At 32.5% G+C, this 24,926-nt stretch carries 22 protein-coding genes; 15 read left to right on the forward strand and 7 right to left on the reverse strand.

Annotated features, from left to right (window positions below):
• Positions 1-112 precede the first annotated feature (112 nt).
• On the reverse strand, positions 113-1,924 hold the full coding sequence (locus tag ACXAHM_RS14765; RefSeq protein WP_474961224.1) for a MutS-related protein: 1,812 nt from the start codon (positions 1,922-1,924) through the stop codon (positions 113-115).
• A gap of 307 nt (positions 1,925-2,231) precedes the next feature.
• Between ACXAHM_RS14765 and ACXAHM_RS14770 the strand changes: the two genes are divergently transcribed.
• The 10 genes from ACXAHM_RS14770 (at position 2,232) to bioA (ending at position 11,108) form a co-directional block, all read left to right on the forward strand.
• On the forward strand, positions 2,232-2,705 hold the full coding sequence (locus ACXAHM_RS14770) for a hypothetical protein (RefSeq protein ID WP_474961225.1): 474 nt from the start codon (positions 2,232-2,234) through the stop codon (positions 2,703-2,705).
• A 153-nt stretch (positions 2,706-2,858) separates the two neighbouring features.
• Positions 2,859-4,457: a phytoene desaturase family protein gene (locus ACXAHM_RS14775; RefSeq protein ID WP_474961226.1), complete on the forward strand. Its 1,599-nt coding sequence runs from the start codon at positions 2,859-2,861 to the stop codon at positions 4,455-4,457.
• Between the two features lie 216 nt (positions 4,458-4,673).
• On the forward strand, positions 4,674-4,871 hold the full coding sequence (locus tag ACXAHM_RS14780) for a hypothetical protein (protein WP_474961227.1): 198 nt from the start codon (positions 4,674-4,676) through the stop codon (positions 4,869-4,871).
• A 111-nt stretch (positions 4,872-4,982) separates the two neighbouring features.
• The gene (locus ACXAHM_RS14785) at positions 4,983-5,387 is read left to right on the forward strand and encodes a hypothetical protein (RefSeq protein WP_474961228.1); all 405 of its coding nucleotides are present in this window, start codon (positions 4,983-4,985) and stop codon (positions 5,385-5,387) included.
• 102 nt (positions 5,388-5,489) lie between these two features.
• Entirely contained in the window at positions 5,490-6,476 is a 987-nt protein-coding gene (gene bioB / locus ACXAHM_RS14790) for a biotin synthase BioB (protein WP_474961229.1), read from the forward strand.
• Between the two features lie 90 nt (positions 6,477-6,566).
• Positions 6,567-7,754: an aminotransferase class I/II-fold pyridoxal phosphate-dependent enzyme gene (locus tag ACXAHM_RS14795; RefSeq protein ID WP_474961230.1), complete on the forward strand. Its 1,188-nt coding sequence runs from the start codon at positions 6,567-6,569 to the stop codon at positions 7,752-7,754.
• Positions 7,732-8,403: a pimeloyl-ACP methyl esterase BioG family protein gene (locus tag ACXAHM_RS14800; protein WP_474961231.1), complete on the forward strand. Its 672-nt coding sequence runs from the start codon at positions 7,732-7,734 to the stop codon at positions 8,401-8,403. Before ACXAHM_RS14795 ends, ACXAHM_RS14800 begins: the two co-directional genes overlap by 23 nt.
• Complete coding sequence (gene bioC / locus ACXAHM_RS14805) at positions 8,400-9,158, forward strand: malonyl-ACP O-methyltransferase BioC (protein ID WP_474961232.1); 759 nt, start codon at positions 8,400-8,402, stop codon at positions 9,156-9,158. Before ACXAHM_RS14800 ends, bioC begins: the two co-directional genes overlap by 4 nt.
• Positions 9,158-9,799: a dethiobiotin synthase gene (bioD, locus tag ACXAHM_RS14810; RefSeq protein WP_474961233.1), complete on the forward strand. Its 642-nt coding sequence runs from the start codon at positions 9,158-9,160 to the stop codon at positions 9,797-9,799. The genes bioC and bioD overlap by 1 nt, the downstream gene beginning before the upstream one ends.
• On the forward strand, positions 9,792-11,108 hold the full coding sequence (bioA, locus tag ACXAHM_RS14815) for an adenosylmethionine--8-amino-7-oxononanoate transaminase (protein WP_474961234.1): 1,317 nt from the start codon (positions 9,792-9,794) through the stop codon (positions 11,106-11,108). Before bioD ends, bioA begins: the two co-directional genes overlap by 8 nt.
• A 408-nt stretch (positions 11,109-11,516) precedes the next feature.
• On the opposite strand, the gene ACXAHM_RS14820 is transcribed toward bioA, so the two are convergent.
• From ACXAHM_RS14820 to ileS, 5 genes are all read right to left on the reverse strand, one after another.
• On the reverse strand, positions 11,517-12,317 hold the full coding sequence (locus ACXAHM_RS14820) for an aldo/keto reductase (protein ID WP_474961235.1): 801 nt from the start codon (positions 12,315-12,317) through the stop codon (positions 11,517-11,519).
• Between the two features lie 111 nt (positions 12,318-12,428).
• Entirely contained in the window at positions 12,429-13,133 is a 705-nt protein-coding gene (locus tag ACXAHM_RS14825; RefSeq protein WP_474961236.1) for a hypothetical protein, read from the reverse strand.
• 28 nt (positions 13,134-13,161) lie between these two features.
• Complete coding sequence (locus ACXAHM_RS14830) at positions 13,162-13,890, reverse strand: hypothetical protein (protein ID WP_474961237.1); 729 nt, start codon at positions 13,888-13,890, stop codon at positions 13,162-13,164.
• 121 nt (positions 13,891-14,011) lie between these two features.
• Positions 14,012-14,557, reverse strand: coding sequence for a hypothetical protein (locus ACXAHM_RS14835; protein WP_474961238.1), 546 nt, complete (start codon positions 14,555-14,557; stop codon positions 14,012-14,014).
• A 141-nt stretch (positions 14,558-14,698) separates the two neighbouring features.
• Positions 14,699-18,067, reverse strand: coding sequence for an isoleucine--tRNA ligase (gene ileS / locus ACXAHM_RS14840; protein WP_474961239.1), 3,369 nt, complete (start codon positions 18,065-18,067; stop codon positions 14,699-14,701).
• A gap of 219 nt (positions 18,068-18,286) precedes the next feature.
• Here ileS and ACXAHM_RS14845 point away from each other — a divergent pair, with 219 nt between their 5' ends.
• The 4 genes from ACXAHM_RS14845 (at position 18,287) to ACXAHM_RS14860 (ending at position 20,683) form a co-directional block, all read left to right on the forward strand.
• On the forward strand, positions 18,287-18,874 hold the full coding sequence (locus tag ACXAHM_RS14845) for a hypothetical protein (protein ID WP_474961240.1): 588 nt from the start codon (positions 18,287-18,289) through the stop codon (positions 18,872-18,874).
• 76 nt (positions 18,875-18,950) lie between these two features.
• The gene (locus ACXAHM_RS14850; protein WP_474961241.1) at positions 18,951-19,505 is read left to right on the forward strand and encodes a hypothetical protein; all 555 of its coding nucleotides are present in this window, start codon (positions 18,951-18,953) and stop codon (positions 19,503-19,505) included.
• Positions 19,506-20,078 (forward strand): hypothetical protein, encoded by a 573-nt coding sequence (locus ACXAHM_RS14855; protein ID WP_474961242.1) that lies wholly within the window; start codon positions 19,506-19,508, stop codon positions 20,076-20,078.
• A gap of 65 nt (positions 20,079-20,143) precedes the next feature.
• A complete protein-coding gene (locus ACXAHM_RS14860) occupies positions 20,144-20,683 on the forward strand; it encodes a hypothetical protein (protein WP_474961243.1) in 540 nt (179 codons plus the stop codon).
• Between the two features lie 44 nt (positions 20,684-20,727).
• On the opposite strand, the gene ACXAHM_RS14865 is transcribed toward ACXAHM_RS14860, so the two are convergent.
• Complete coding sequence (locus ACXAHM_RS14865; RefSeq protein ID WP_474961244.1) at positions 20,728-24,285, reverse strand: M6 family metalloprotease domain-containing protein; 3,558 nt, start codon at positions 24,283-24,285, stop codon at positions 20,728-20,730.
• Between the two features lie 251 nt (positions 24,286-24,536).
• Between ACXAHM_RS14865 and ACXAHM_RS14870 the strand changes: the two genes are divergently transcribed.
• The gene (locus tag ACXAHM_RS14870) at positions 24,537-24,926 is read left to right on the forward strand and encodes a hypothetical protein (RefSeq protein WP_474961245.1); all 390 of its coding nucleotides are present in this window, start codon (positions 24,537-24,539) and stop codon (positions 24,924-24,926) included.

Raw genomic sequence — 24,926 nt, forward strand, 5'->3', positions numbered from 1 at the left:
TATTTACCGAATAGTGAATTGTTAATATAAGGTTTTAATTTAAAGCATGCAATTCTATTAGAGTTCATAGATGTAGCATTTAAATTAAAAAAATACGATTACACTACTTCAATTAGTTTGTTTGTAATCCCAATTCATTTAATAATAAAGAGGCATTAAATTTCTCACAAACACCATTTTTTAATTTATAATCAAAGTCAAATTGATTGTTACTGTAGTCAAAGTCAAAATGGTAATTTTTAGTGAAATTTGGGTGCTTTTGTTCAAACTCAGATAGCTGTAAGTCATGAGTAGCGACTAAAATATTTGCTTCTACAGATTCTTGAAGTTTGTCTAATAAAGCAAATGAACCTTTTAGTTTATCTACTGAATTTGTCCCTCTTAGCATTTCATCTACTAAGAATAAATAGGCTCCTTTAGTATCAATAGCCTCGATTATTAAACGAATTCTTTCTAATTCAGCTTTAAATGTGGATTCACTTAGCATTAAAGAATCAGCTATTCTCATTGAAGAAATAATCTGTACTCTCTTCCCTACTTTAAATGAATTTGCACAAGTTACACTTCCAGCATATGCCATTAATAAATTGATACCAACAACTCTCAAAAATGTACTTTTCCCAGACATATTTGATCCTGTTACGATACTAATTCTATTCTCTGAATCCAAAGCATAAGTATTTCGTATACCACCTTCTATCGCTCCATTTTTACCTTCAAAAATCAATGGATGTCCCATTTCAACCCCATTTAGAATAAAATCATCTGATTCCTCAAAGGTTGGCTGAGCCCAATCTGGATGGTTACGTTTTAAAACAGCCATGCTGTTGTAGGCTTCTAAATGCCCAATTACTTCAAATAAATGATTGAATAAATCAGGATATTGATTGAACCATTTTCTAATCTTGATAACCACAAAAATATCAAAAGGAATAATCGTATAAAGCACTACTAAGCCCATCATGTTTTTACGAATATCTAATTGCTGAATAGCATTTGAAAGTTTAATTAATGGCGTATAAAAGTCTCCTTCATCCAAATATTGGATTTTATCATTAATAAGTTCACTATCAAATTTTTCTTTGCTAATAAGGTGAATCGCTTCGGCTAATCGCTCTAATGATGCTGAAGTACTGTCTAAATCCTCCATAAAGCTCAATACTTCCTTACCAACTTTCCCCATGATAGCAAAGTTGATAAAGACAATTACTAAGGAAACTTCATTTGTATATTCAAAGTCAATAAATAAACTTACAACGACTCCTAACCATAAAAAAGGGACTAAATAGATGTAAGATTTAAGAGCAGATTCGTTGGAAAATGAAAACTCACGAAGCGCCTTAATATTGATTTTGAAACTTCTTTTCTCATTAATATTTCCAAAAAGATATAGTGCTAGTTTATTAGAAAATTGTTCTTTTATAGATAATTCTTCAACTGCTTTTTGTCTTTTCAATACCTCATTTTTATCAATATTGTAACTAGATTGAGAAAAGAAAGAAGCGAGTAAATCTCTCCCCCACTTTGTCGCACATCGATTGATAAAATGAAATAAAGAATGAGCTCCAAAAATATCTAAATCATGTCCGTAATTTAAAACAGAACTTTGATATTCTGCCCCATCATTATATAAATTTGGTTCACCAGCTAAGACATTCATTTCATTTTCTGTAAGATGAATATGTAACTTTTTTTCTTCTAATAACCTTGAAATAGTAGCATGAACTCTTACAAAATAGATGAATACCAAAACCATCAAACCCAAGATGACAAATACTAAGTCTTCTTTGAACTGATAGACTATACTACTACCCGTCAAACCTGCCACAACAGTTGTCAATCTTAACCAAGAGAATTTTTGAGATTTCACCTCCAAATCTTTCAGTTCTTGTTGTAATGTTGACAATTGCTCTTGATACTTCATTCTAATTTATAATTTCGTTAAACGAGTAATAATAAGTAATACGTAAAAATAGAATTTATTCATTGAAACAAAAGGTGTATTTCATATTTTGGTGAAAATAATCAATTACAACCTATCTTACCTTAGTTTTCTTTTGATGAAATGAGGATGTTATTGATGATTCTGTAATCTATTTCATTTCCTTCTTCCCCTTAATAAAAGTACATAAGTAAACTTTTTCGGATTTTACTTCGTAACTTAAGTAGAATAAAATAGCTGTTTAATTTCAATTAATACAGTTATTAAGTGACTTTCAATGAAATAAATTATGTGGGAAACATTTGATATACAATCTCTTATCTATGGTTTAGGTATTGGTTTAGCCATTGCTGCAGTGATGCAAGTTCGTGGTTGGATGAAACAATCTGGACTTAAAAAAGAAATTAAAAGACTTAAAAATCATCTTCATGATAAATTAGAAATTGATGCTGAAGCTATTTCTGATAAAAAATCTGAGATTACTCGATTAAAAAGAGAGAATGAAAACCTTAGAGTAACTAATAAAACACTTTCGAATAAGCCTGGTCGACAAGAGGTCTTAACATATCATGCTTATCAAACAGCAATTGATAAATTAAATAGTAATATGATGGGCTTTGGTCCCGCTTGGCAAGATGCACTTAAGGAAGCCAACCAAGAAATCAAAGAAATTGAAGAAGGACAGAGATCTTTCGTTAAGAAGGTATTACCCAAAGGATTATTTGGTGGAAATACCTATGAAATTGGAGAAGGTGATCATTAGCATTATCCTCTGCTTATTCAAATCCCCAATAATAACACTACATTGATTGTAGAGGTTGTTATTGGGGATTTTTGTATCATATAATTTCAGTCCCCACTATTTCTTTGTATATTGAATGAACACTCAACCAATAACCAATTTAATACTACTAGCATGACTGTCAGAGAAGATAGAAATGATTATGATGCTATTATAATCGGGAGTGGAATTGGTGCATTAACTACTGCGTCTCTCCTTTCTCAACTAAAAAAGAAAAAGGTTTTAATCCTTGAAAAACACTGGGTAATAGGTGGTCAAACACATGTCTTTAAAAGAAAAAAATATCATTTTGATGTTGGGGTACACTACATTGGCAACATGGATCAAAGGTGTATGCCTCGACAAATATTTAATTTTATCACTGATAATAAATTAGAGTGGAACAAAATGCCTCATGTATTTGAGAAGTTTGTTTACCCTGATTTTACTTTTGAAGTTCCTGCACATCCCCAAGAATATAAAGAAAAATTAATTGCCCAATTTCCAAAGGAAGAGAAAGCAATAGAACAATATTTTATCGATGTAAAAACAGCTTCCAAATGGATGGAAGGGAATTACGCTACCTCATTTCAAGTACCTATAATGAAATTTATTACGGGTATAATGAAAACCAAAAAAGGGAAAGAACTTGCCTTATCTTATACAAAAGAGTACATGGATAAAAACTTTAAAGATCCTAAATTGAAAGCTGTTTTATGCTCACAATGGGGAGACTTTGGTTTACCTCCTTCAAAAAGTGCTTTCGGTATGCATTCTCTTATCGTAACCCATTATTTCTACGGTGGATATTATCCTGAAGGTGGTTCAAAAAATATCGCTAAATATATTATTCCAACAATAGAAAGAAACGGTGGAAATCTAATGGTCAACCAAGATGTTGAAGAAATCATTATCGAAAACGGAAGAGCAGTTGGTGTTAAAGTCAAGGAAAAACATGGTAAGAACTTTACAATGAAAAATTACTTTGCTCCAATAGTTATCTCTTCTGTTGGTTTTCATGGAACATTTAATCAATTGGTTAAAGAGAAAGTTCCTTTCCTACCTCAACTTGATGAATTATCTGGTGGAATGAGTGCTATATCATTATATATCGGTTTAAAGGAAGATCCGTCAAAACTAGGTGTAAAAGGTGAAAATTATTGGATTTCAGATTCATATGATCACGATGCTACTTATGAAAGGAGAAATGATGTTGTGAATGGTGATATAGAAAATTGTTACCTATCATTTCCTTCCTTAAAAGAACAAAATCCAGCACTACACACAGCCGAGATTGTTACTTTTGCAGATTTTGAAGCTTTCAATAAATGGAAAGATCTGCCTTGGAAAAAAAGAGGAGAAGAATATGAAAAGTTGAAAGAACAAATTGCTGAAGGCCTAATCAAATGTGTAGAAAAACAACATCCTGGTTTTAGAGACATGATAGACTTTTATGAACTATCCACTCCTTTAACTATGGAAACATTCACTAGTAAACTAGCCGGAAGAATGTATGGATTAGCACATACTCCTCAACGATTTTCTAGTGATTGGATTAAACCTCAAACACCCTTCAAAGGACTTTATGTAACAGGTGGAGATATTTGTACAACAGGTGTCGTTGGTGCAATGATGGGCGGTGTAGCTACTGCTTCTGTTTTGGATGGAGCATTTGGGTTTGGTAAACACCTTTATAAAATTCGAAAATACAATAAAGCTGAAGTAGAAGCTTAATTATACAGCAGTCAAGTGATTAGTCATTTGACTGCTTTTTTATTTGATGTGAACTTAGTTTTCTATCCCACAAGCTAATTTGATGACATTCATCACCAAAAAGTTCTATTTAGTAAAAACTCATTAACAACATTCTCTTGTAAACATTCTCATTCTCAGATATTTTTGTATGTATCGTGTAATTAATACCTAAACAACTTACAACTACAATTTGTCATGAATATTTATAGATGGGCCCTTGTGATCATCGCAATCATTGTCGGAATAGGCAATATATGGTTGCTGGATTTTAAAGATCTAAGTCTTTATAATAATGCTTATGAATATGCTGGAATAATCAGTATGATTGGCATTACGTATTTCTTGGCGGTTAATTCTCCGCAAAAAAATGAAGATAAAGAATCCGTTTCCTAATTATTTTTCAAAATTTCTTATAAGTTTTCCTAAAAAACTGACGAATCTTATTCAAATAAACTAAAACCTTCTATACATTGCAGATAAATCAAATTAAATAAAATTACTGCAATGGTATTTTTCAAAAGATGGTCACGAAAAAACTATGCGGTCTTTAACTCTTTAAAAAGAGAAATAAAGATCTGTATTATCGACGTGTGCCTTCACATAAATGCTCCTGCTTTAATTCGTGAAGTATTTTCATTCCGTCAACATAGCGATGAATATCCTCCAGAAAAAGAGGATGATCTTATATGGAATGAATTAGAATGCTCACAATTAATGACGCTGAGCAATACAAAGGATGTTTTAGTAGAAAGTCCTCGTAGCTTTTATCGCATATTGCACTGTTATACTACGACTACTATTTCGCTAAAACCAACCTTCCAATTTTTCTTATTAAATCAAAAAACATCTTGGATTCTTTTCAACGATTCAAATAATCGTAAAGGATTCTTATTGTCATTTTTTTCATAACCGTGAGGTAGTTTATTCTGAATATAAGCTACATCATAGGATGAGAATACCTCTGTGTAGGCTTATGTTTGGCTATATACTATTTCAAAAAATTAGTATAACATGCAATCAAGTATTAGACACGACTGGACAAGACAAGAAGTAGCTGAAATCTATCATCAACCTTTGATGGAATTGATTCATCAAGCGGCTACAATTCACAAGGAATATCAACAAACAGGTGAAGTACAAGTATGTACGCTTTTATCGGTAAAAACAGGTGGATGTAAGGAAGATTGTTCTTACTGTTCACAATCGGCAAGATACAATACTCATGTTGCTCCTCATAAATTGATGACAACAGAATCTGTAGTAAATAAGGCACGTCAAGCAAAAGATAATGGTTCTACTCGTTTTTGTATGGGTGCAGCCTGGAGAGAAGCAAGAAGTAACAAGGACTTCGAACGTGTCTTGGATATGGTAGGTCAGATCAATGACATGGGAATGGAAGTTTGTGCGACGCTTGGAATGCTAGATGAAGAGCAAGCGGAACAACTAAAACAAGCTGGACTATATGCTTATAATCATAACCTAGATACAAGTAGAGAATACTATGACAAAGTAATCACTACAAGAACATTTGATGACCGTTTGGATACCATCAAGAATGTACAGAAAGCAAAAATATCTGTTTGCTCTGGAGGTATTATTGGTTTAGGTGAAAAAGATGAAGACAGAATCGGTATGTTACATACTTTAGCTTGCCTACCGACACACCCTGAATCTGTTCCGGTAAATGCTTTAGTCCCAGTAGAAGGTACACCAATGGAAGGAAATAAAATGGTCTCTACTTGGGAAATGGTACGTATGATTGCTACAGCAAGAATCTTGATGCCTGAAGCCATGGTTCGTCTTTCGGCCGGTAGAACAGAAATGACTACTGAAGCACAAGCTTTATGTTTTATGGCGGGTGCAAACTCTATTTTCGCTGGAGATCAACTACTCACTACACCTAACCCTGAGGAAGATGAGGACATGAAAATGTTCCAAACTTTAGGACTTACTCCAAGAGCCTCATTCAAATTAGAACAAAAAGAAGAAATGGTTTAGAGCCAAAGAAATACAAAGCAGTGGGGTAAAATACAGAATACTCCACTGCACCCTCTATTTTCTTTGTTCACTTTTTAAAATTCTAGAATAATGGAAATTTTAAATCAATTATCTTCTTTTAAAGAACAACATCAATGGCGTTCACTTAAAAAATTAGACCGTCTAGATGGTGGGAAAGTAATGCATCAAGGAGTTGAAATGTGTAGTTTTATCTCTAATGATTATCTAGGAATAGCATCACATAAGAGTTTATATCAAAGTTTTTTGTATCAAATGCAGGATGATTTTATTGGCTTTGGCAGTGCTTCTTCAAGACTTCTTGAAGGACATTCTAGTAGCTTCCAAGTTTTAGAAGAGTCAGTTGCGAATACTTTTCAAAAAGAAGCATGCTTGTATATGAATAGTGGCTATCATGCTAATATTGGTATTCTTTCGAGTATTCCACAAAAAGAAGATTTAATTCTTTCGGATAAACTGAATCATGCAAGCATAGTAGATGGATTGAAACTTAGTAAAGCTCATTTTGAAAGATTCAGTCACCTTAATTACGAACATCTTGAACGTCTTCTATTAAAGTCAAGAGACCAATACAAAGAGGTATACATCATTTCTGAAGCACTTTTCAGTATGGATGGTGATTTTTGTGATTTAAAAAAATTAGTTGATCTCAAAAAGAAATTCAATTGCCACCTTATACTTGACGAAGCTCATAGTATTGGTAGTATAGGTCAAAATGGTTTAGGGCTTTCTGAAAAAGAAAACCTCACCAATGAAGTAGACATTATTATTGCTCCATGTGGGAAAGCATTAGGAGGAGTAGGTGCTTTGGTACTTCTATCACAAAATTGGAAAGATTACCTCATTAATACTTGTCGTTCCTTTATTTACACTACTTCTCTACCTCCGATCAATGCAGCATGGCTAGCATTCACGTGGCAAATTATCAATCAACAAAATGAGCTAAGGAAGCAATTGGCCGACATCACTTCTTACTTTTTAGAGCAATGTGAAAAGTTGGAGATAAAAACACCTTCAACATCCTATATACAACCCATTATCATCGGTAATAATGAAGCTTGTTTAGCACTTGCTAATACACTTCAAAAAGAAGGTTTTCTAGTAGGAGCTATACGCTATCCCACTGTTCCAAAAGGTACTGCTCGATTGAGAATTTCATTGACTGTCAATCATACAAAAGATGAAATTGATCGATTACTTATTCTAATTCAACCTCACATTAAACTAGAAAAAAAGCATGCAGATCAGTTGGCTATCTAAACAAAATACATCATCTGTCCTACTCTTTTTTGGTGGATGGGGACAGCATCCATCTTTTTTCAAAGAAGTATTATCTTCAAAAAAAGATGCTTTAATGCTTTATAACTACTCTCATCTTGATTTTTCAGAATTAAGAGAAAGTATTAAAAATTATGACTCAATAGAAATTATTAGTTGGTCCTTCGGTGTACTTGTCGCAGGACATTATATGAATAAATTCAAAAATATATCAAACGCAATTGCCATCAATGGTTCATTAAAACCTGTGGATGATACAGAAGGAATTCCGACTAAAATTTTTAAGGGTACATTAAAATTATTGACAGTAAATTCCTGGGAAAAATTCATTTATAGAATGATTGGAAACAAAGAATTGTCAAATTTTTTTTTAGAAAAAAATGATAGGTCCATTGAAGAGTTAAAAGCCGAATTAAATTTCTTAGGTAATCTCCCATCATTAGAAGTTAATCCTCATTTTAATCATATTATTTTGAGTCAAAAAGATAGAATTTTCCCTTTCCAAAACTTAATGAATCATTGGGAGGAAAATACTTCTAATCTTACAATTTTCGGTACACAACATTACCCTTTCGAAAGGTTTAATACTTGGGAAGAGATTTTAGAACTAAAAAACGAATTGGCATTATGATTAGTATCGATAAAGAAAAAGTTGCCAGCCGTTTTGGTCGTAATGTCAAAACATATGACGAAGAAGCTTTTATTCAAAAGAAAATTACAGAACACCTTTATGAAGTTTTATTATTAGAGGAAAATACTTTTTTCTCTGCTTTTGAAATTGGATGTGGCTCAGGTTTTTTAACCAAAAAAATTTACCCTCATATACAAAATGAGTATATCGTCAATGATTTGGATAGACTTTGTACGCATCAATTGCTTAAAGAAAATCCACATTTACAATTTTTAGGAGGTGATATAGAAAAGACAATAATTCCTTCGGAAAAAGATCTGATTTTATCTTCTTCTGCTTTACAATGGATACAAGACATCCCTCAACTTCTTACTAGAATTCATACTGCATTAAAACCTAATGGATACTTTGCTTTTTCTACTTTTGGGAAAGATAATTTCCTAGAGATTAAGGCGCTTCTTAATCAGGGTTTACAGTATTATTCTTTAGAGGAATGGTTGAAAATGCTTCATGATGCTGGGTTTACGACCATTAAAAATTGGGAATGGAAAGAAGAATGCTTGTTTGATAATGGTACAGCAGTCCTCAAACACATTAAACAAACTGGTGTCAGCGGTAGTGCTACATCTAGTAAAGTTTGGAACAGAAAAAGGTTATTTCAATTCAATCAAGAATATGCTACTCATTTTCTAAAAGATGATAAAGTAAGATTAACCTATCACCCTTTATTTTTTATCCTCAAAAAAGAAATCTAATGGAATTATTTATTACAGCCATAGGTACAGATAGTGGAAAATCTGTTATTTCAGCAATATTTACTGAAGCCTTAAAAGCAAATTACTGGAAACCAGTTCAAGCAGGATTCCCTACGGATACAGAAACTGTTCATGCACTTCTCCCAACAAAAATTGAAAAGATTACGGAAGCCTGTTTATTACAATACCCAATGTCTCCCCATGCTTCAGCAAAAAGAGAAAATGTTGAGGTTAAACTCGAAAATATTACAATTCCTTCGTATCCTTCTGAACATTTGATTATAGAAGGGGCTGGTGGAATGATGGTTCCTTTGAATGATGAGGAAATGGTGATTGATATTGCTGAAAAACATGATTTACCTGTAGTATTAGTTTCGAATAACTACTTAGGAAGTATCAACCATACGCTTTTATCGATTAGAGAGATTCAAAGAAGAAAATTAAATCTGATCGGTATCGTATTCAACGGTGAAAGAAATGAAGATACAGAAGATGTTATTTTGAAACATGCGAAAGTACCTTGTTTATTAAAAGTTCCTCAATTGGAAAAAGTTGATCAACATGTCATTACTGAATATGCTGAAAACCTTCGTGAACAATTAGAGATTTTTCAACTTATAAACGCTAGAGAAAATGCATAAAACATTAGTTGAAAAAGATAAGGAGTTGATTTGGCATCCTTTTACTCCTCAAACTCTAACACCTCCACCTCTTCCAGTCCAAAGTGCAAAAGGAACCAAATTAAAACTTGAAGATGGGACTGAAATAATTGATGCTGTTTCATCTTGGTGGGTAAATATCCATGGACATGGCAATGAAGAATTAGCAGAAACGTTAAAACAACAAACCTTAACATTGGACCATGTCATTTTCGCTGGCTTTACGCATCAACCTGCTGTTGAACTTGCAGAAAAGATGATGCCTTTGCTTCCTGGAGAATATTCGAAAGTATTTTTCTCTGATAATGGAAGTACCGCGAATGAAATCGCCATAAAAATGATCATTCAGTATTTCTATAACAAAGGAATTCATCATCGAAAAAAGGTGATTGCTTTCGAAGGTGCTTATCACGGAGATACTTTTGGGGCATTGTCAATGGCAGCAAGAACTGCTTTTTCAAAGCCTTTCGATGACTATTTATTCGATGTGGATTTTCTTCCTTTTCCAACAGAAGATAATTGGGAAGAGGTCAAAACAAAAATGTTAGCACTAGCATCTACAGAGGAATATTGTGCGTTTATATTTGAACCACTTGTTCAAGGAGCTTCTGGGATGAGAATGTACAAAAGTGAGTGGCTTGATGAATTAATAGGAATTGCTCAAGAGTATGGTACGCTATGTATCGCAGACGAAGTAATGACTGGTTTTTACCGTACAGGAAAATTATTCGCGACAAATCATTTAACAAAGAATTCCCCTGATATCATCACTATGTCAAAAGCCTTGACGGGTGGAATAATGCCTTTAAGCATAACGATTTGTACGGAAGAAATTTACAATGCATACCTCACTGACGATGTATTGAAAACATTCTTTCACGGACATTCATTTACGGGTAATCCTTTAGCTTGTGCTGTTGCTTCCAAAAGTTTGGATATGTTGTTAAGTCAAGAAAGACAAAAACAAATTAAAGATATTATTGTTAGCCATTCAACATTTAAAAAGGAAATTGAAAAAGAACCATTCTGTAAATCTATAAGGCAAACGGGGACAATTTTAGCAATAGAATTTGATACAGAAAAAGAAACCTCCTACTTCAATTCAATTAGAGATGAGCTCTATAATTACTTTATGAAAGAGAAAGTTTTGTTAAGACCACTTGGAAATATCGTTTACATTAACACTACTTATACAATACAAAAAGAAGAATTGAATAGAATATATAGTGTAATTAAAAACGTCTTTCGCCATGGAATTTCAGTAATTAATGAGAAAAAGCTCTTTTATTAACCTAACGGTTAATAGTACACTATGTTATGCGTTTTATTATTAAAAAAAACACATAAAAAGTCATTTTAATTATATTTTTTCTTGACATAATCAAATTATTTTCCGTATTTAGTACACGAAAACAGCAATAAGAAATAGTTTTTGGGTTATTAAAGGAATTAAAAAGATCATTACTTTGTAGTGGTCTTTTTTTATGCAACACAAAAAAAGTCCAACAACATAATGTCATTGGACTTATAAAAAATGAATGCTTTAAGCGAATAGTGTCATTTTTGGATTCCACAAATGATAAAGCAAAACTTTATCTATTCAGCTTACTATTACTTACCTAACAATTCAAAGGTGCAACATTATTGATGCATTTCAATTGATCTATGATAATAATAGTTTAACATTCAACTTATTTCATTAAAAATCAAAAGTATCAGGATCTGGTCCTACTCTTTTACCTTCATCCATCGTTTTAATCTGATTCATATCATCAGTAGATAATTCAAAATCAAAAATATCTAGGTTAGCAATAATTCTTTTTGGAGTTACCGATTTAGGTAATGGGTTTACACCCGATTGAATATGCCATCTCAACATCACTTGAGCAGTAGATTTGTTGTATTTCTCAGCAATCGCTATTAATGTTTCATCCTCAAATAATCCTGCCTGCATCAAAGGACCCCATGCCTGTACAAGAATTCCTTTGTCAGCACAATAAGCGATAAAGTCATTTTGTTGTAATTTAGGATGTCTTTCAATTTGATTCACAGTAGGAACTACTTCAAGATCTGCAATATCTTCAAGATGATGTTGTTTAAAGTTACTGACACCAATACTCTTAATTAAGCCTTCTTTTTGCAAAGCAATCATCTCTTTATATGCAGCTTTATACCCATCTGCTGGCCAGTGAATAAGGTAAAGGTCAATATAATCCAGCTGAAGCCTTTTCAAAGACGCTAATAATGCTTCTCTAACTTTACCACTTCTGATATCATCATTCCACAATTTAGTTGTTACAAAAATTTCTTCACGAGGAATACCTGAAGCTTTAATAGCATTTCCGACACCTTCCTCATTCTTATAAATCATTGCTGTATCAATATGACGATACCCCGCTTCTAATGCTACTTTTACCGCATTTTCAACTTCTTCACCACTCTTTGATAGATAAGTACCAAACCCAACGTCTGGAATAATTTGACCGTTATTTAATTTCATCTTATTAATTATTTTTTTGATTGATAATCGAATTTAAAAATAAATAATAGAAGATTAAATATATAATTGTTTATTTAATATTTGTCTAAACAATTATACTTATTTTTTTTATCAATCACCTATCCACTTCCATTTATACTCTCCTTCATCAAGGTAAAATACAGCTGAGGCACTTTCTTTGGTAACTAATACTACAACCTCTTTACTAGTAGGGTAAATTTCACTATCACCTTCATAGCCTATCGTCACATTACTTGCCTTTTTAACGTAACAAGCACCTATATAACTTAGGTCTTCATCCACTCCATTAAAAGGTTGCCCTGCTCCCATAATAAAATAGCGATCTGGTGCATAATCTTTCAATACGATAAAACCTTTCTTTCCTGAATTAATTTGTTCAATTCGAAGAACATAGAAAAAAGTATCATCAGTACTCAAATTTGCCTTCAAGAAAAAAGGATTAATATCTGGCTCAACCTTATATTCTGTTGATATAGATTTCAAAACTGAAAGGATTTCAGAGGGTAAGAAATAACCTAAATTAGACTCAAACCCTATCAGTTCTTCATTGATTTTTTGATTAAAGATTTTTTGTTCTAAATCCTTCACAGCCTGTTTTAAACTATCATTTTCATGTTGAATAGTCACCCATTTTTCCAAGTGTTCTAATTCAGTATTCTTGGTCTTTAATTCTTCATTCAGTGTAATATTTTTTGCATTTATAGCTGCTATCTGAGTTTTATATTCTCCTATTTCTTTTTTGTTATTATCACAAGAAATGATCAGTACAAATGACAATAGATAAAAGTATTTCATTGTTAATTTGATTAAGAGAGTTGAAAGATTAATCAGCTTGTGCGTAAAGTTTAAATTCACCTTCATCTAAATAAGCCACCGCAGATGAGAAATTACTAAACGACAAAGAAATTACATTCGATGATTTGATTTGAGGAACTGGATTTTCATCCCTACTTTCAACTAGATTAGTATTCAAAGTTGTCAAAGCTAATAACCCATTCAAATCATCACTACCATCATTTAATGTATTTCCTGCTCCTAAAATATAGAATTGACTATAATCACTCCCCTTTATCACAGCAACACCTTGTTTGTTGTTCAGTCTGTTTTCAATAAAAACAGCATAATCAAGTTTATCATCAAGATCAAAATGGCCAGTCGTATAAAATGGATTCAGAGCGGAAGATATTTTATACTTATCTGAGACAGCTTCGAACGCTTGTAAGAACTCATTAGGTAGAGAAAATATAAAAGATTTTCTGAAGTTTTCAGGATCTACTTGCTTACTCATCGCATTTTCAGCAACTGTTTGATTTAATTTTTGAGTCTGTGCCTTTAAGTCTTTATTAGTGATTTCTAAAGCATCCTTATCCCATTTCGCAGTCACATCTTTGACTGTTTTAATCTTTATATCCTGTTCCTTTAATTTATTTTCTAAAGTAAGATGAATAGCTTCTAATTCGGCTAATTTCGTTTTATATGATTGAAGTTCTTGTTCTTGATTCCCACATGAAATTAAGAAGAGCAAGAGTATAAAGTTTGTGTATTTTTTCATAGTAGATGTTAGTAAAAAAATCTTATTGGTTTACCTCAAAAAGTTTGCCTTAAAGTGCTAATGAAGAAATATTGCAAGTGTTAAGTAATGCCTTCAGCTTAAGACTGTAGTATAAGATTAATCAAACTTCAATAAAAATTAGACCTCGAAAATTATGCTTTTCATAGATTGCTTTAAAATCATATTCGAGATCAACATTATCACCTTGATAACAAAATATCTCATTTGATTCAGGTATCATAAATATTGAATCTGATGTTAACCTATGTGCATGAAATTTATAATCTAAAACACGAGAAATTTCATTATTATGAGGGTATCTTAATAAGATTGAGTTTTCTAGATCTAAAGCATGGAGATAATTTTTACATTGATAAATATAAATTTCACCATATAACTCATGATTAATAGTAATTATTTCACCTGTCATTTCTAGTATAGTGTAAAGATCTGATTCACACACTTTTTTATCAAAAGCGATTATACCTGCTCCAGAAGCAAGAAAAAAATCATCTTTTACTTTTCTAAATTCACAATTGTACCATGTATAATTACTCCAATTTTCTATTGACGTATAAACAAAGTCGTCTTTTTTATCATCTGGAACAATTACAGAAGCATCATTTTCATCATTTAGATTTCCGATTCTTATTTTGTAAACTTTCATATTATTTTGATATAGTTTGCTTTAGTTTTCTTTAAAAAATATTGTAATAGTTTATTTTCTCAAAGTACAAAATCAACTAAACATAAAAAAAACGGGTAACATTTCTGCTACCCGTCTTCAATATCTAAATGTAAGCTAAGATTACTTGCTCACTTTTAATTTTACTTCAACACCATCAAGGTCAAGTACAGTTGCGTCTGCAACGGTATCTTCTACTAATAATGATACCGCTTGTGTTTCTTCACAGATATAATCCTTGAATGATTCAAAAGCACCGTTCACTAACTCATCACCTTTTTCAGCAACGATATTGATTTTGTCTTGTACTTCTAAACCAGTGTCTTTACGGATGTTTTGAACTCGGTTTACAATATCACGAGCGATACCTTCTTTCTTCAACTCTTCTGTTAAAGTGATATCCAATGCAACTGTAATACCTTGATCTTTTGCCATTGACCAACCTGGGATATCATCCGAAGTGATCAATACATCCTCAATACCAAGAACTACTTCATTGCCATCTACATCAAAAGTATAAGAACCTGTTGACTCGATTGCTTTAATGTCGTCTTGTGACATTTGGTTTACTGTTCCAGCAATGCCTTTCATCAGTTTACCGTACTTTCTACCTAAAGTAGCGAAGTTTGGTTTGATGTGCTTCACAAACATCCCTTCGTTTTCTTCAGTCAAGAATTCGATTTCTTTAATGTTTACTTCGGCAGCGATTACATCTTCAACAGCTTTGATTTGAGCAGTTACTTTAGCATTTACATCTGGAATCAAGATACGTTGCAATGGCTGACGCACTTTCAACTTGTCTTTCTTACGGATAGAGTGTGTAAGTGATGAAATTACTTGTGCCAAGTGCATCTTCTCTTCTAAGTCGATGTTGATCAACGCTTCATTTACTGAAGGGAAGTTCGCTAAGTGAACTGACTCTGCTTTATCTTTTCCAGTTGCTGCATTCAAATCTTGGAATAAACGATCCGAGAAGAATGGAGCAATTGGAGACATTAATACTGAAATTGTTTCCAAGCAAGTGTAAAGCGTTTGGTAAGCTGCAATCTTGTCTGATGCATACTCTCCTTTCCAGAAACGCTTACGGTTCAATCTTACATACCAGTTCGACATGTCTTCGATTGTAAACGCTTGAATTGCTCTAGCTGCTTTTGTAGGTTCATAGTCATTGAATGCTGCATCTACCTCTTTCACTAATGTGTTTAGACGAGATAAGATCCAACGGTCAGACTCATGACGATCTTCCATAGGAACTTCCGCTTCTGAATACGTGAAGTTGTCTAAGTTCGCATATAATGAGAAGAAAGAATACGTATTGTAAAGTGTTCCGAAGAATTTACGTTTTGTTTCTTTTACCCCTTCTAAGTCAAACTTCAAGTTATCCCATGGGTTGGCATTTGAAATCATGTACCAACGTGTCGCATCAGCTCCGTGCTCTCCCATTGTTTCAAATGGATCAATTACGTTACCAACACGCTTAGACATTTTCGCTCCTTTCGCATCCAATACTAAACCATTAGATACTACGTTTTTGTAAGCTACTGAGTCTTGCGTCATACCTGCAATTGCATGTAAAGTGAAGAACCAACCACGTGTTTGGTCAACACCTTCTGCAATAAAGTCAGCAGGGAATGAACCATCAAAAATATCTTTATTTTCGAATGGATAGTGCCATTGAGCGTAAGGCATTGCTCCTGAATCAAACCATACATCAATAAGGTCTAATTCACGATACATTGGCTTACCGCTTTCTGATACTAATACGATATCATCTACGTAAGGACGGTGTAAATCGAATTCCTCAGTCAGCTCATCATTATCTGTGATGTACTTTGGATTTCTTGGCATTACCCCTGCCTTCACTGATTTTTTCACTAATTCACCCAATTCAGCTACTGAACCGATACAAACTTCTTCGTTTCCATCTTCAGTTCTCCAAATTGGAAGTGGTGTACCCCAATAACGTGAACGAGACAAGTTCCAGTCTACTAAGTTTTCTAACCAGTTTCCGAAACGTCCTTCACCTGTTGCTTTTGGCTTCCAGTTGATTGTTTTGTTTAATTCAACTAAACGATCTTTTACAGAAGTTGTACGGATAAACCATGAATCTAATGGATAGTATAAAACGGGCTTATCTGTTCTCCAACAGTGTGGGTAACTGTGGACATACTTCGCTACTAAAAACGCTCTGTTTTCCGTTTTTAATTTAATAGCGATACGAACGTCCATTGATTTGTACCCTTTTTCAGCGGCAGCTTCCTCTTCGTATTCAGATTTAACGAACTGCTCACCAAATTCTCCCATTTCTTTTACATAACGACCTGTTTTGTCTACTAATGGAAGTGGCTCACCTTTTTCGTCAAATACAACAACTGGAGAAATACCTGCAAGATTAGCAACTCTCTGGTCATCTGCACCAAAAGTTGGAGCGATGTGAACGATACCTGTACCGTCTTCAGTAGTTACGAAATCACCAGGGATTACTTCAAATGCTTTACCTTTAGGTTTTACGTATGGCAATAATTGCTCATATTTTGTACCTACTAAGTCAGCACCTTTTAATTCGGCAACTACTCTTGCAGGAACAACTTTAGCACCTTTTTCATAGGCATCAAAATCAGCATCTAATTGCTTCTTCGTTACATATGCATTTAAACGATCTTTGGCTAAGATTACTGTAATTGGCTCAAAAGTATACGCATTGTATGTTTGAACTTTCACGTAATCAATGTTTTTACCTACCGCTAATGCTGCATTAGAAGACAATGTCCAAGGAGTTGTCGTCCATGCTAGGAAGAATAAATCACCGTATAAATCTGAGAATAAAGCAGGATTATTACCCTCATCAATTGCTTTGAATTGAGCAGTAATCGTTGTATCCGTTACATCTCTATAAGCACCTGGCTGGTTTAATTCGTGAGAAGATAAACCTGTACCAGCAGCTGGAGAATAAGGTTGGATAGTATATCCTTTATATAATAAATCTTTCTTGTATAGTTCTTTTAGTAAGTACCATACAGATTCCATATAATTCTTTTCAAAAGTGATATAAGGTGTTTTTAAGTCTACCCAATATCCCATTTGTCTTGTTAACTCATCCCACTGCTCTTTGAATTCCATTACCGTTTTACGGCAAGCAGCGTTATATTCATCAACAGAAATTTTCTTACCAATATCTTCTTTAGTAATGCCAAGCTCTTTTTCAACTTTCAACTCTACCGGTAAACCGTGAGTATCCCATCCTGCTTTACGCTTTACTTCAAATCCCTTTAATGTTTTGTATCTATTGAAAAGGTCTTTTACAGCACGGCCCATTACGTGGTGAATACCAGGTGCACCGTTTGCCGAAGGAGGCCCTTCATAGAAAACGAAAGATGGATTTCCCTGTCTTGATGAGACAGACTTATCGAAGATATTTTGCTCTTCCCAATATTGACGAATTTCTTGATTCGCAGCTACTAGGTCAAGCCCTTTGTATTCCTTAAATCCCATTGATTGTAGAATGAAATTGTCTAACTAAATTTTGTTTTATCTATACCTATGGGTACAGATCACGCAAATATCGTAATTTGTTTCTAAATGAGAAAGTACTTCTTAAGGTTATTCACCATTATTTTAAACCTAAAAACACGACCAAATGAAACTTTATCTTTTGATAAACGTGTAAATAAATCTAAACACGGACTATCATATTTTTTAAGCATTATCATTATGTCTACTGTGAAGATTTATATACCGCTGGATTTCAAGGGAATCGTCAAAAAACCAAAATACTATGGAGGACTTACTTTACAACAGATAATGGTCTATATCGGTGCTATTGCATTAGGTGTAGACGCATTAGTTTATCTTAAGAACTTTCTTTTCACAAATCTTTCAATCGATACTTTTTTAAAAGATTTTTGGTTTGATGATCTTATATTTATTGGAGAAGTAAGCTTTTTAATTGCTATCAAACCTTACCTTTCCAACTCACCATTAGCTTGGTATAAGAGCTTTATCTATTTTGATGGTGATACTTTTATGATCAATAGAACAGGTTTTAAAAGATCTAAAATTTCTCTCAAAAACATCATTAAGTTTGATGTAAGTGAAGGCAACTCTGTAACAAAATATCTAGTTTTTACACATAAAAATGGTGAAGAAATGAATTTACCTTGGTTATCAAATACTGAAATTAGAAAAGAAGACCAAAACACTATTCAAGGATTATTTAAAGTGATTCAAAATAGAATTGACCAAAACTTACTTAATATAGATGAAAGAGACATTCAATTAAAATCACATAAAAACATTTAACAAGTCACTCTAAAAACTACACGAACCAACTACTAATCAGAACACTATTTTTTTTATACTATAATTACTTAAACAAATGAATATTGCTGCATCACGAAAAACTATTTTATCACATTTCAATAATGATAAAGAAATTCTTATTCCTCTAAAAAATACTATTCTGATAGATACTGAGAGATTAAATTTTGAAACAAAGAGAGCTCAAAAATTTATTACAAAAACAATTGAAATCAGTTTATTGATTTTCACATTCTACCTATTTACTTTCCTGATAAAGGACTTTATAAATAACGGAAGAGTCGATTATGGTAGATTTGATGTTTTTGTATTAGGGATTTTACTCTTCCTATCTCCTTTTTACATTTATAACAAAATGAATTTCAAAGGTTACATCAAACTAACAGATGAATATTTTGAAATAAAAAAAGGGAGTAAAATAAATTCTTTTAAATATTCTGAAACACAAAATATAGCTTATATTTACAATGAAAATTTTGATGACAGCTTTCTTGAAATTGAATTAAAAGATGGAAGCACTTTTCAAGACAGATGGTTTTATAATGCTGGACAAAGTACTTCTTGGGTAATTGGAAATTCTATTATTGATGAAGTTAAAACTAGACTAATTTAGATGGACGTTAACACAAATATTAAAACAAAGAATATACTCTCTGATTTTAAAATAAATAATGAGGTCTTTATTCCTCTTGATAATCCAATTAATATAGACTATTCAAGATTAAACCCTATACGAGCTAAATGGTTTAAAAAAATTCAGCATTATGTTGAGATAGGTATTTTAGCATTGAATGGCATTTTAATAAGTTCATTATTATACAAATTTAGCTTTTTAGAAATAGACACACTTAACCAAGTTGAATTCATAATTTTCGGTATTGAAGCTGTGCTGTTGCCATTTATAATTTATCAAAGGAAAACTTTTGATGGGTATTTAAGATTAACGAATACCACTTTAAAAATAAAAAAGAGGAAAAAACACCTATCTTTTAATTTAAAGAATATTCAACAAGTATTTAAGAGTTATGATTCTAGTTATGAAGATTATCGTATTAGAATTATATTAAATGACGGTACAATAATCGAGGAAAAATGGTTTAATAAACAAGACAAGAAAACGTGGGAACTTGGAGAGTTATTTTTGGATGAAATCAACAAAAAAATCCAAAATCAAGATGACAATTAAAAAGGAAAAATCTGAATTATCTTTTTATAATAATAGAAAACAATTATTCATTCGTACAGAAAAAAATGATTACTAAAACAACTAATAACCTACTTCTTCCCTACCAACGAAAACAAGACATTTATTTGCCTTTGGACTTCAATGGTAATCTGATTTTAAAACAGCATAAATTTATTAAGTGGTCATTAAGGATTGCTTCTCCTTTGGTAGGTGGAGCAGAGTTGTATCAACTAATTGATGGATACCTTAATTTTGGTTGGAAAGGTATTGAATATCCAGATCTTTTTGGTTTTACAATTGCTGTACTCCCTGTAATTCTACTTCCTACTTTTTTATTTAAACCAAAGAAAGCTTGGCCTTTTAGATTTATTAGTTTCGAAGAAGATGCTTTAATTTTCAACTTTAAACGAAAAACCATTAAGGTTAAATACAATGAAATTTTAAGGTTTCAAATAGATAGTAATGGTAGTCGCTGTCATATAAGATTTACATTAAAAGATAACAGTAGTATTTCTGCTCCATGGATTCCTGAAAATACAGATAAAAAACATATCGCATTACGTATTGCGATTAATGATGAATTAAATAGCAGAATAAATAATTAGAAAAGTCGCATATCTAATTACTGAAGATATGCGACTTTTCTATTTTATTTTTTGATCACTTGTCGAATGATCACACCAACTTCTGTTTCAATTTTTATCAAATAAATACCTTTTCCATGATTAGATAAATCTATTTGGTTATGAGATGAATTGTTAATCTTGTTGCCTTGAAGATTGTAAATTTCAACTTTATCGTATTCAAATGATGAAATAATATTAAAAATTCCATCAGATGGATTAGGGTAAATTTGAAGAAAAACTTCGTTATTATCGATCTCTGTAATTATTTGAGGAGATGCTTGAATTGCATTTTCACAGCTTCCTCCTTCTTGCCAAGCCCAACCCCAATTATTATCAACATTGTATTTAGGGGATTCTCCAACATTTGGCCAATCACTAATTGCAGTATAATTAACCCCTGAATATTCAACAACATCTCCATTTTGATATTGAGTATTAGCATCCCAAATTGGACATGACGCCACTTCTTCAACATTAACAGTAACAGTTCTTATTTCTGAAACAGTTGTTGCACCTTCATTATCTTCAGCTACAGCAAAAATTTGAAAAGTACCATTTTCAGGTTGCCAATCATAGGTATATGGACTTGAAGAATCAGAACCTAAGTAATTATTATTGACATAAAATTCCACTTTTTCAATCTCTCCATCACTATCTTCAGCAGAAGCAGTAATGGTGAAATCATTGTTTTCAAATATTCCTGTAGAAGGAGAAGTAATAGAAATGAATGGTGAGATATTTTCAACAACATTAATAATTTTTTCAACTATAAATGTCTCTTCTGTTTGTTCATCAAAAGTACTCACTGAAATAGTAAAGGCTCCTGCTTGAAATCCAGTAAATTCTCCATCTAAACTATTTTGAGACCAAATTGGTGTAATTGGAATCACTCGATTACAGCTATCATACCCTATCGCCTCTAAACTAACTTTCTCACCAATTTTTATTTCATCTTTTGGTAAAATAAGTGCTAAATGACTCAATCCATTTGATTCACAAATTTGAAGAGGTGTTTCAAAAATTAAACCTTCAATCTTTACCTCATCGATATATATTTCTCCTTGATCTCCAGTATTACCATTTTTCTGCCATTTAAATCCGACAACTTTTGATAAGTCCCAATTTACAGAACTACCCCAATTGGGTTGATCAAACGAAGACCAATTTAACGTCACTTTTGTCCAATTTGCATGTGAAGGAATATAAGTTTGATAATGTGCATAATCTGACACCGTTGAAAGTAGCGTTTGCAAATGCAACCCATCCCCTTTATGATAAAAAGAAATGCCTGTTGAACCATTTAAATTAAAAGGAGTATCCTCTTCATTTAAGTTAAAACCAAAAGCTACAAAAGGGTTATATGGTAAAGATCCTTGATTTAGAGAGTAAGTGATTTTTGATGAATAAGCGGTATTATTAGCTCCTTCCGATGTCATTGTAAAACTTCCATTAGGATAAACAGATGACCCGCCATTAACACCATCATCATGTGCGTACCATTCTGTATTCATCATTGAGAGATTATCTATCTCACTATTACTAATCAATGTAGCATTTTCAGGTAAAACAGTGATCTCTTTTTCAATCGTGATATCATTAAAAGTGACAGATATTATATGTTCCCCCAATTGATTTGCTCTAAAAAGCCCTCCTTCTACATTTGATGCCCAAATTGGTTCAATTGATTCTTCTCCTCCACATTTATTGAAAGCTTTTACTATAAACTGTACTTGTTCACCTAAAAACAAATTTGAAATATCTGGAGATAATTGTAATTCCACTACAGAAGGATCTGAACAATTTTCAGGATCTTCAATAACATGAATCACTACTTGTTTTTCAATATTCCCTACACTTGCTGTTATTACGAAACGTCCAAAATCATTCGATGAAAAAACACCTTCAGGGGCATTATTTGACCAACTGATTGCTGTATTAACGATTTCTCCACATTCATTGTAAGCCTCTGCATTTAAAGTAATAACTTGATCTCTGAAAATTGAAATAGAATCAACTGCAAATTGAATAGCTGTGACATCATTGTTTGTACATTGTGCTCCATTTCCTACCGCTTTAAAAGCCATTGTATTACCTATTCCACCAACTTCAGAGATTGCTAGATTACTTGGACTACCGTCTAACCATCTTGCATTGGGGGATGATGAATCATTAAAAGTAACATTTCCTCCTTGATGCCAACATGCTCCAGTATGTCCATCTCGAGTATTATTCGCATGTTCTAACCATACTTCATGGTCCCAAGTTTGATTATTACCTGTCCTATCGATGTGCCAAATTGCTAAACCCTCATCTGGATAGAATTTTCCTCGTCCAGTTTTCCTCACTCCTTCCAATATGAAGAATTCATTTGTATTTGACGGATGATCGTATTTATAAATGGTTTTATCATTTACTCCATCTTCAATTGTGCCATTATAATTCGAAATATTCGTAGTTTGAGTCCACCCCGCTAACCATCTAAAATAAGGATTTGGAGGAATAGGATTCTTTGTACTTCCATACCCAGACATGATACAAAAGTTCCCAATACCACTTGTTCCTGTACTACTTGAATATTTATATAAGTCAGGCCAACCACAAAGCATATGACCATTTTCATGAATAATTGTTCCTATTGAAAGGTTGTCATTCACTGGAGAAGTATTATAATCTCTAGTTCCTACTCCATCTGCTGAAAACCCTGTATAAGTACCTTTATGATACCACATTCCTTTTGCCCAAGCTCTAGGACTTCCAGTATACATTAAGTTTATAGCCTGAATGTTCCCGTTTTTTTTACTGAGACTTGAAAAATCAAATCCCTCTTCATCAATTTTTGATAGTACAAACTGAAGTATTTCTCTAGCTCCAGCAGCGTATGACATGTTATCATATTCAGCAAAAGTCTTTGGTGCTCTATAATAACCAACTACTACATTGTCATATTCAACCAATCCCCCAGAGACATCTTTGAAGTATTTCTTTACTGAACTATAATTTCCATTGACTGTAAAATTCTCCCCATTCATCATTTGCTCAATGGTAGATTTATCCCAAACTGCAGGAGCATCACTAAAATCTACAAGTATGCTTATTGCCTTATACTTTCCTATCACTCGATTGGTATTTGTACCATGTTGTGTAGGTTTCAAGTCATGAAAAAATGAATTTCCAAAATGCTGATGCCCCCCTAAATCGTCTTCCGTTTGTTTTCTTTGTTTTTCAATAACAGACAGTGGTAAATCAAGGTGCTTCAATAAATCAGAAGTTGAAGTACGCTCAAATGTCGAAAGTGACGTTGAACCTTCATAGTGTATACCTGTAGAAACCAATTGGTCTTTTGTTTGATTCAATTGGGCATAGCAGATCCACCCTGTTTTTTCGTCATGAATTAATGTGTAACCATCAAGGCTTTCTGCTCTTAGATAGTAATCGTCTCCGTAAAGTTTGACTTGAACAATAGAACCATCAGGTTGATGAAATTCATAAAGCTCCCCATTTCTTGGAGCCGCTAACAATTCACACGTAGTAAAATACAGAACTGTCAGAAAGATTGGCATTAATTTAAAGTAAGTATTCATAGCTATTTATTTTATTCGCTTACAACAGCATCGTTGTAATTCATTTCATACGTCTACAATACTTCAAAAGAAATTAAGTACTTACTTCATCATTTATTCAAACTTCTACATTATTTGATTATATATTTTTTAGAGAGCGTTAGAAAAGGATTTTATTGATAATTATCATTATAAATTTATGTTGTTTCTCATTTTTATTTTCTTTTAAGTAACTTGCGTCATCAAATATTTACTAAATAAGTACAGATAGAATGGCCTATAAAATAGTTACTGATAAAAATTATGTATTCATTGAACTTTCAGGTAAAGTTTCTCAGCAAGAGATGCTTAAAGCAATTGCTGATGCTTCTATTGAATTAGAAGATAAAAGTATATTAATGGTTAATAGTAAAGCACTTAGTATTCCTTTTAACTTATATGAAAAGCATTCTTTTTTTGTAGCTTTAAATGAATTAAAAGTAAATAAGAACATACACATTATTACAGTTACAAATTTCATCAATGAAGAGCATAATTTATTGGAAATGGTTGCAAAAAATCGTGGATGGAAATTAAAAAATTGCCTCTATATAGAACAAGCTGAGCGTCTCATTGAAAAGATCATTCAGCCTGTATTATTATCCCCAAAAGATAGATTATAA

The organism is Flammeovirga sp. AWQ4_249 (assembly GCF_056161045.1).

Bases quoted from the DNA above. Each gene is read 5' to 3' on its own strand.
- ACXAHM_RS14770 (WP_474961225.1), top strand. From the start codon at position 2,232: ATGTGGGAAACATTTGATATACAATCTCTTATCTATGGTTTAGGTATT.
- bioD (WP_474961233.1), top strand. From the start codon at position 9,158: ATGGAATTATTTATTACAGCCATAGGTACAGATAGTGGAAAATCTGTT.
- ACXAHM_RS14795 (WP_474961230.1), top strand. From the start codon at position 6,567: ATGGAAATTTTAAATCAATTATCTTCTTTTAAAGAACAACATCAATGG.
- ACXAHM_RS14860 (WP_474961243.1), top strand. From the start codon at position 20,144: ATGATTACTAAAACAACTAATAACCTACTTCTTCCCTACCAACGAAAA.
- ACXAHM_RS14780 (WP_474961227.1), top strand. From the start codon at position 4,674: ATGAATATTTATAGATGGGCCCTTGTGATCATCGCAATCATTGTCGGA.
- ACXAHM_RS14845 (WP_474961240.1), top strand. From the start codon at position 18,287: ATGTCTACTGTGAAGATTTATATACCGCTGGATTTCAAGGGAATCGTC.
- ACXAHM_RS14825 (WP_474961236.1), bottom strand. From the start codon at position 13,133: ATGAAATACTTTTATCTATTGTCATTTGTACTGATCATTTCTTGTGAT.
- ACXAHM_RS14775 (WP_474961226.1), top strand. From the start codon at position 2,859: ATGACTGTCAGAGAAGATAGAAATGATTATGATGCTATTATAATCGGG.
- ACXAHM_RS14830 (WP_474961237.1), bottom strand. From the start codon at position 13,890: ATGAAAAAATACACAAACTTTATACTCTTGCTCTTCTTAATTTCATGT.
- ACXAHM_RS14865 (WP_474961244.1), bottom strand. From the start codon at position 24,285: ATGAATACTTACTTTAAATTAATGCCAATCTTTCTGACAGTTCTGTAT.
- bioB (WP_474961229.1), top strand. From the start codon at position 5,490: ATGCAATCAAGTATTAGACACGACTGGACAAGACAAGAAGTAGCTGAA.
- ACXAHM_RS14800 (WP_474961231.1), top strand. From the start codon at position 7,732: ATGCAGATCAGTTGGCTATCTAAACAAAATACATCATCTGTCCTACTC.
- ACXAHM_RS14870 (WP_474961245.1), top strand. From the start codon at position 24,537: ATGGCCTATAAAATAGTTACTGATAAAAATTATGTATTCATTGAACTT.
- ACXAHM_RS14850 (WP_474961241.1), top strand. From the start codon at position 18,951: ATGAATATTGCTGCATCACGAAAAACTATTTTATCACATTTCAATAAT.
- ACXAHM_RS14835 (WP_474961238.1), bottom strand. From the start codon at position 14,557: ATGAAAGTTTACAAAATAAGAATCGGAAATCTAAATGATGAAAATGAT.
- ACXAHM_RS14765 (WP_474961224.1), bottom strand. From the start codon at position 1,924: ATGAAGTATCAAGAGCAATTGTCAACATTACAACAAGAACTGAAAGAT.
- bioC (WP_474961232.1), top strand. From the start codon at position 8,400: ATGATTAGTATCGATAAAGAAAAAGTTGCCAGCCGTTTTGGTCGTAAT.
- ACXAHM_RS14855 (WP_474961242.1), top strand. From the start codon at position 19,506: ATGGACGTTAACACAAATATTAAAACAAAGAATATACTCTCTGATTTT.
- ACXAHM_RS14785 (WP_474961228.1), top strand. From the start codon at position 4,983: ATGGTATTTTTCAAAAGATGGTCACGAAAAAACTATGCGGTCTTTAAC.
- ileS (WP_474961239.1), bottom strand. From the start codon at position 18,067: ATGGGATTTAAGGAATACAAAGGGCTTGACCTAGTAGCTGCGAATCAA.
- bioA (WP_474961234.1), top strand. From the start codon at position 9,792: ATGCATAAAACATTAGTTGAAAAAGATAAGGAGTTGATTTGGCATCCT.
- ACXAHM_RS14820 (WP_474961235.1), bottom strand. From the start codon at position 12,317: ATGAAATTAAATAACGGTCAAATTATTCCAGACGTTGGGTTTGGTACT.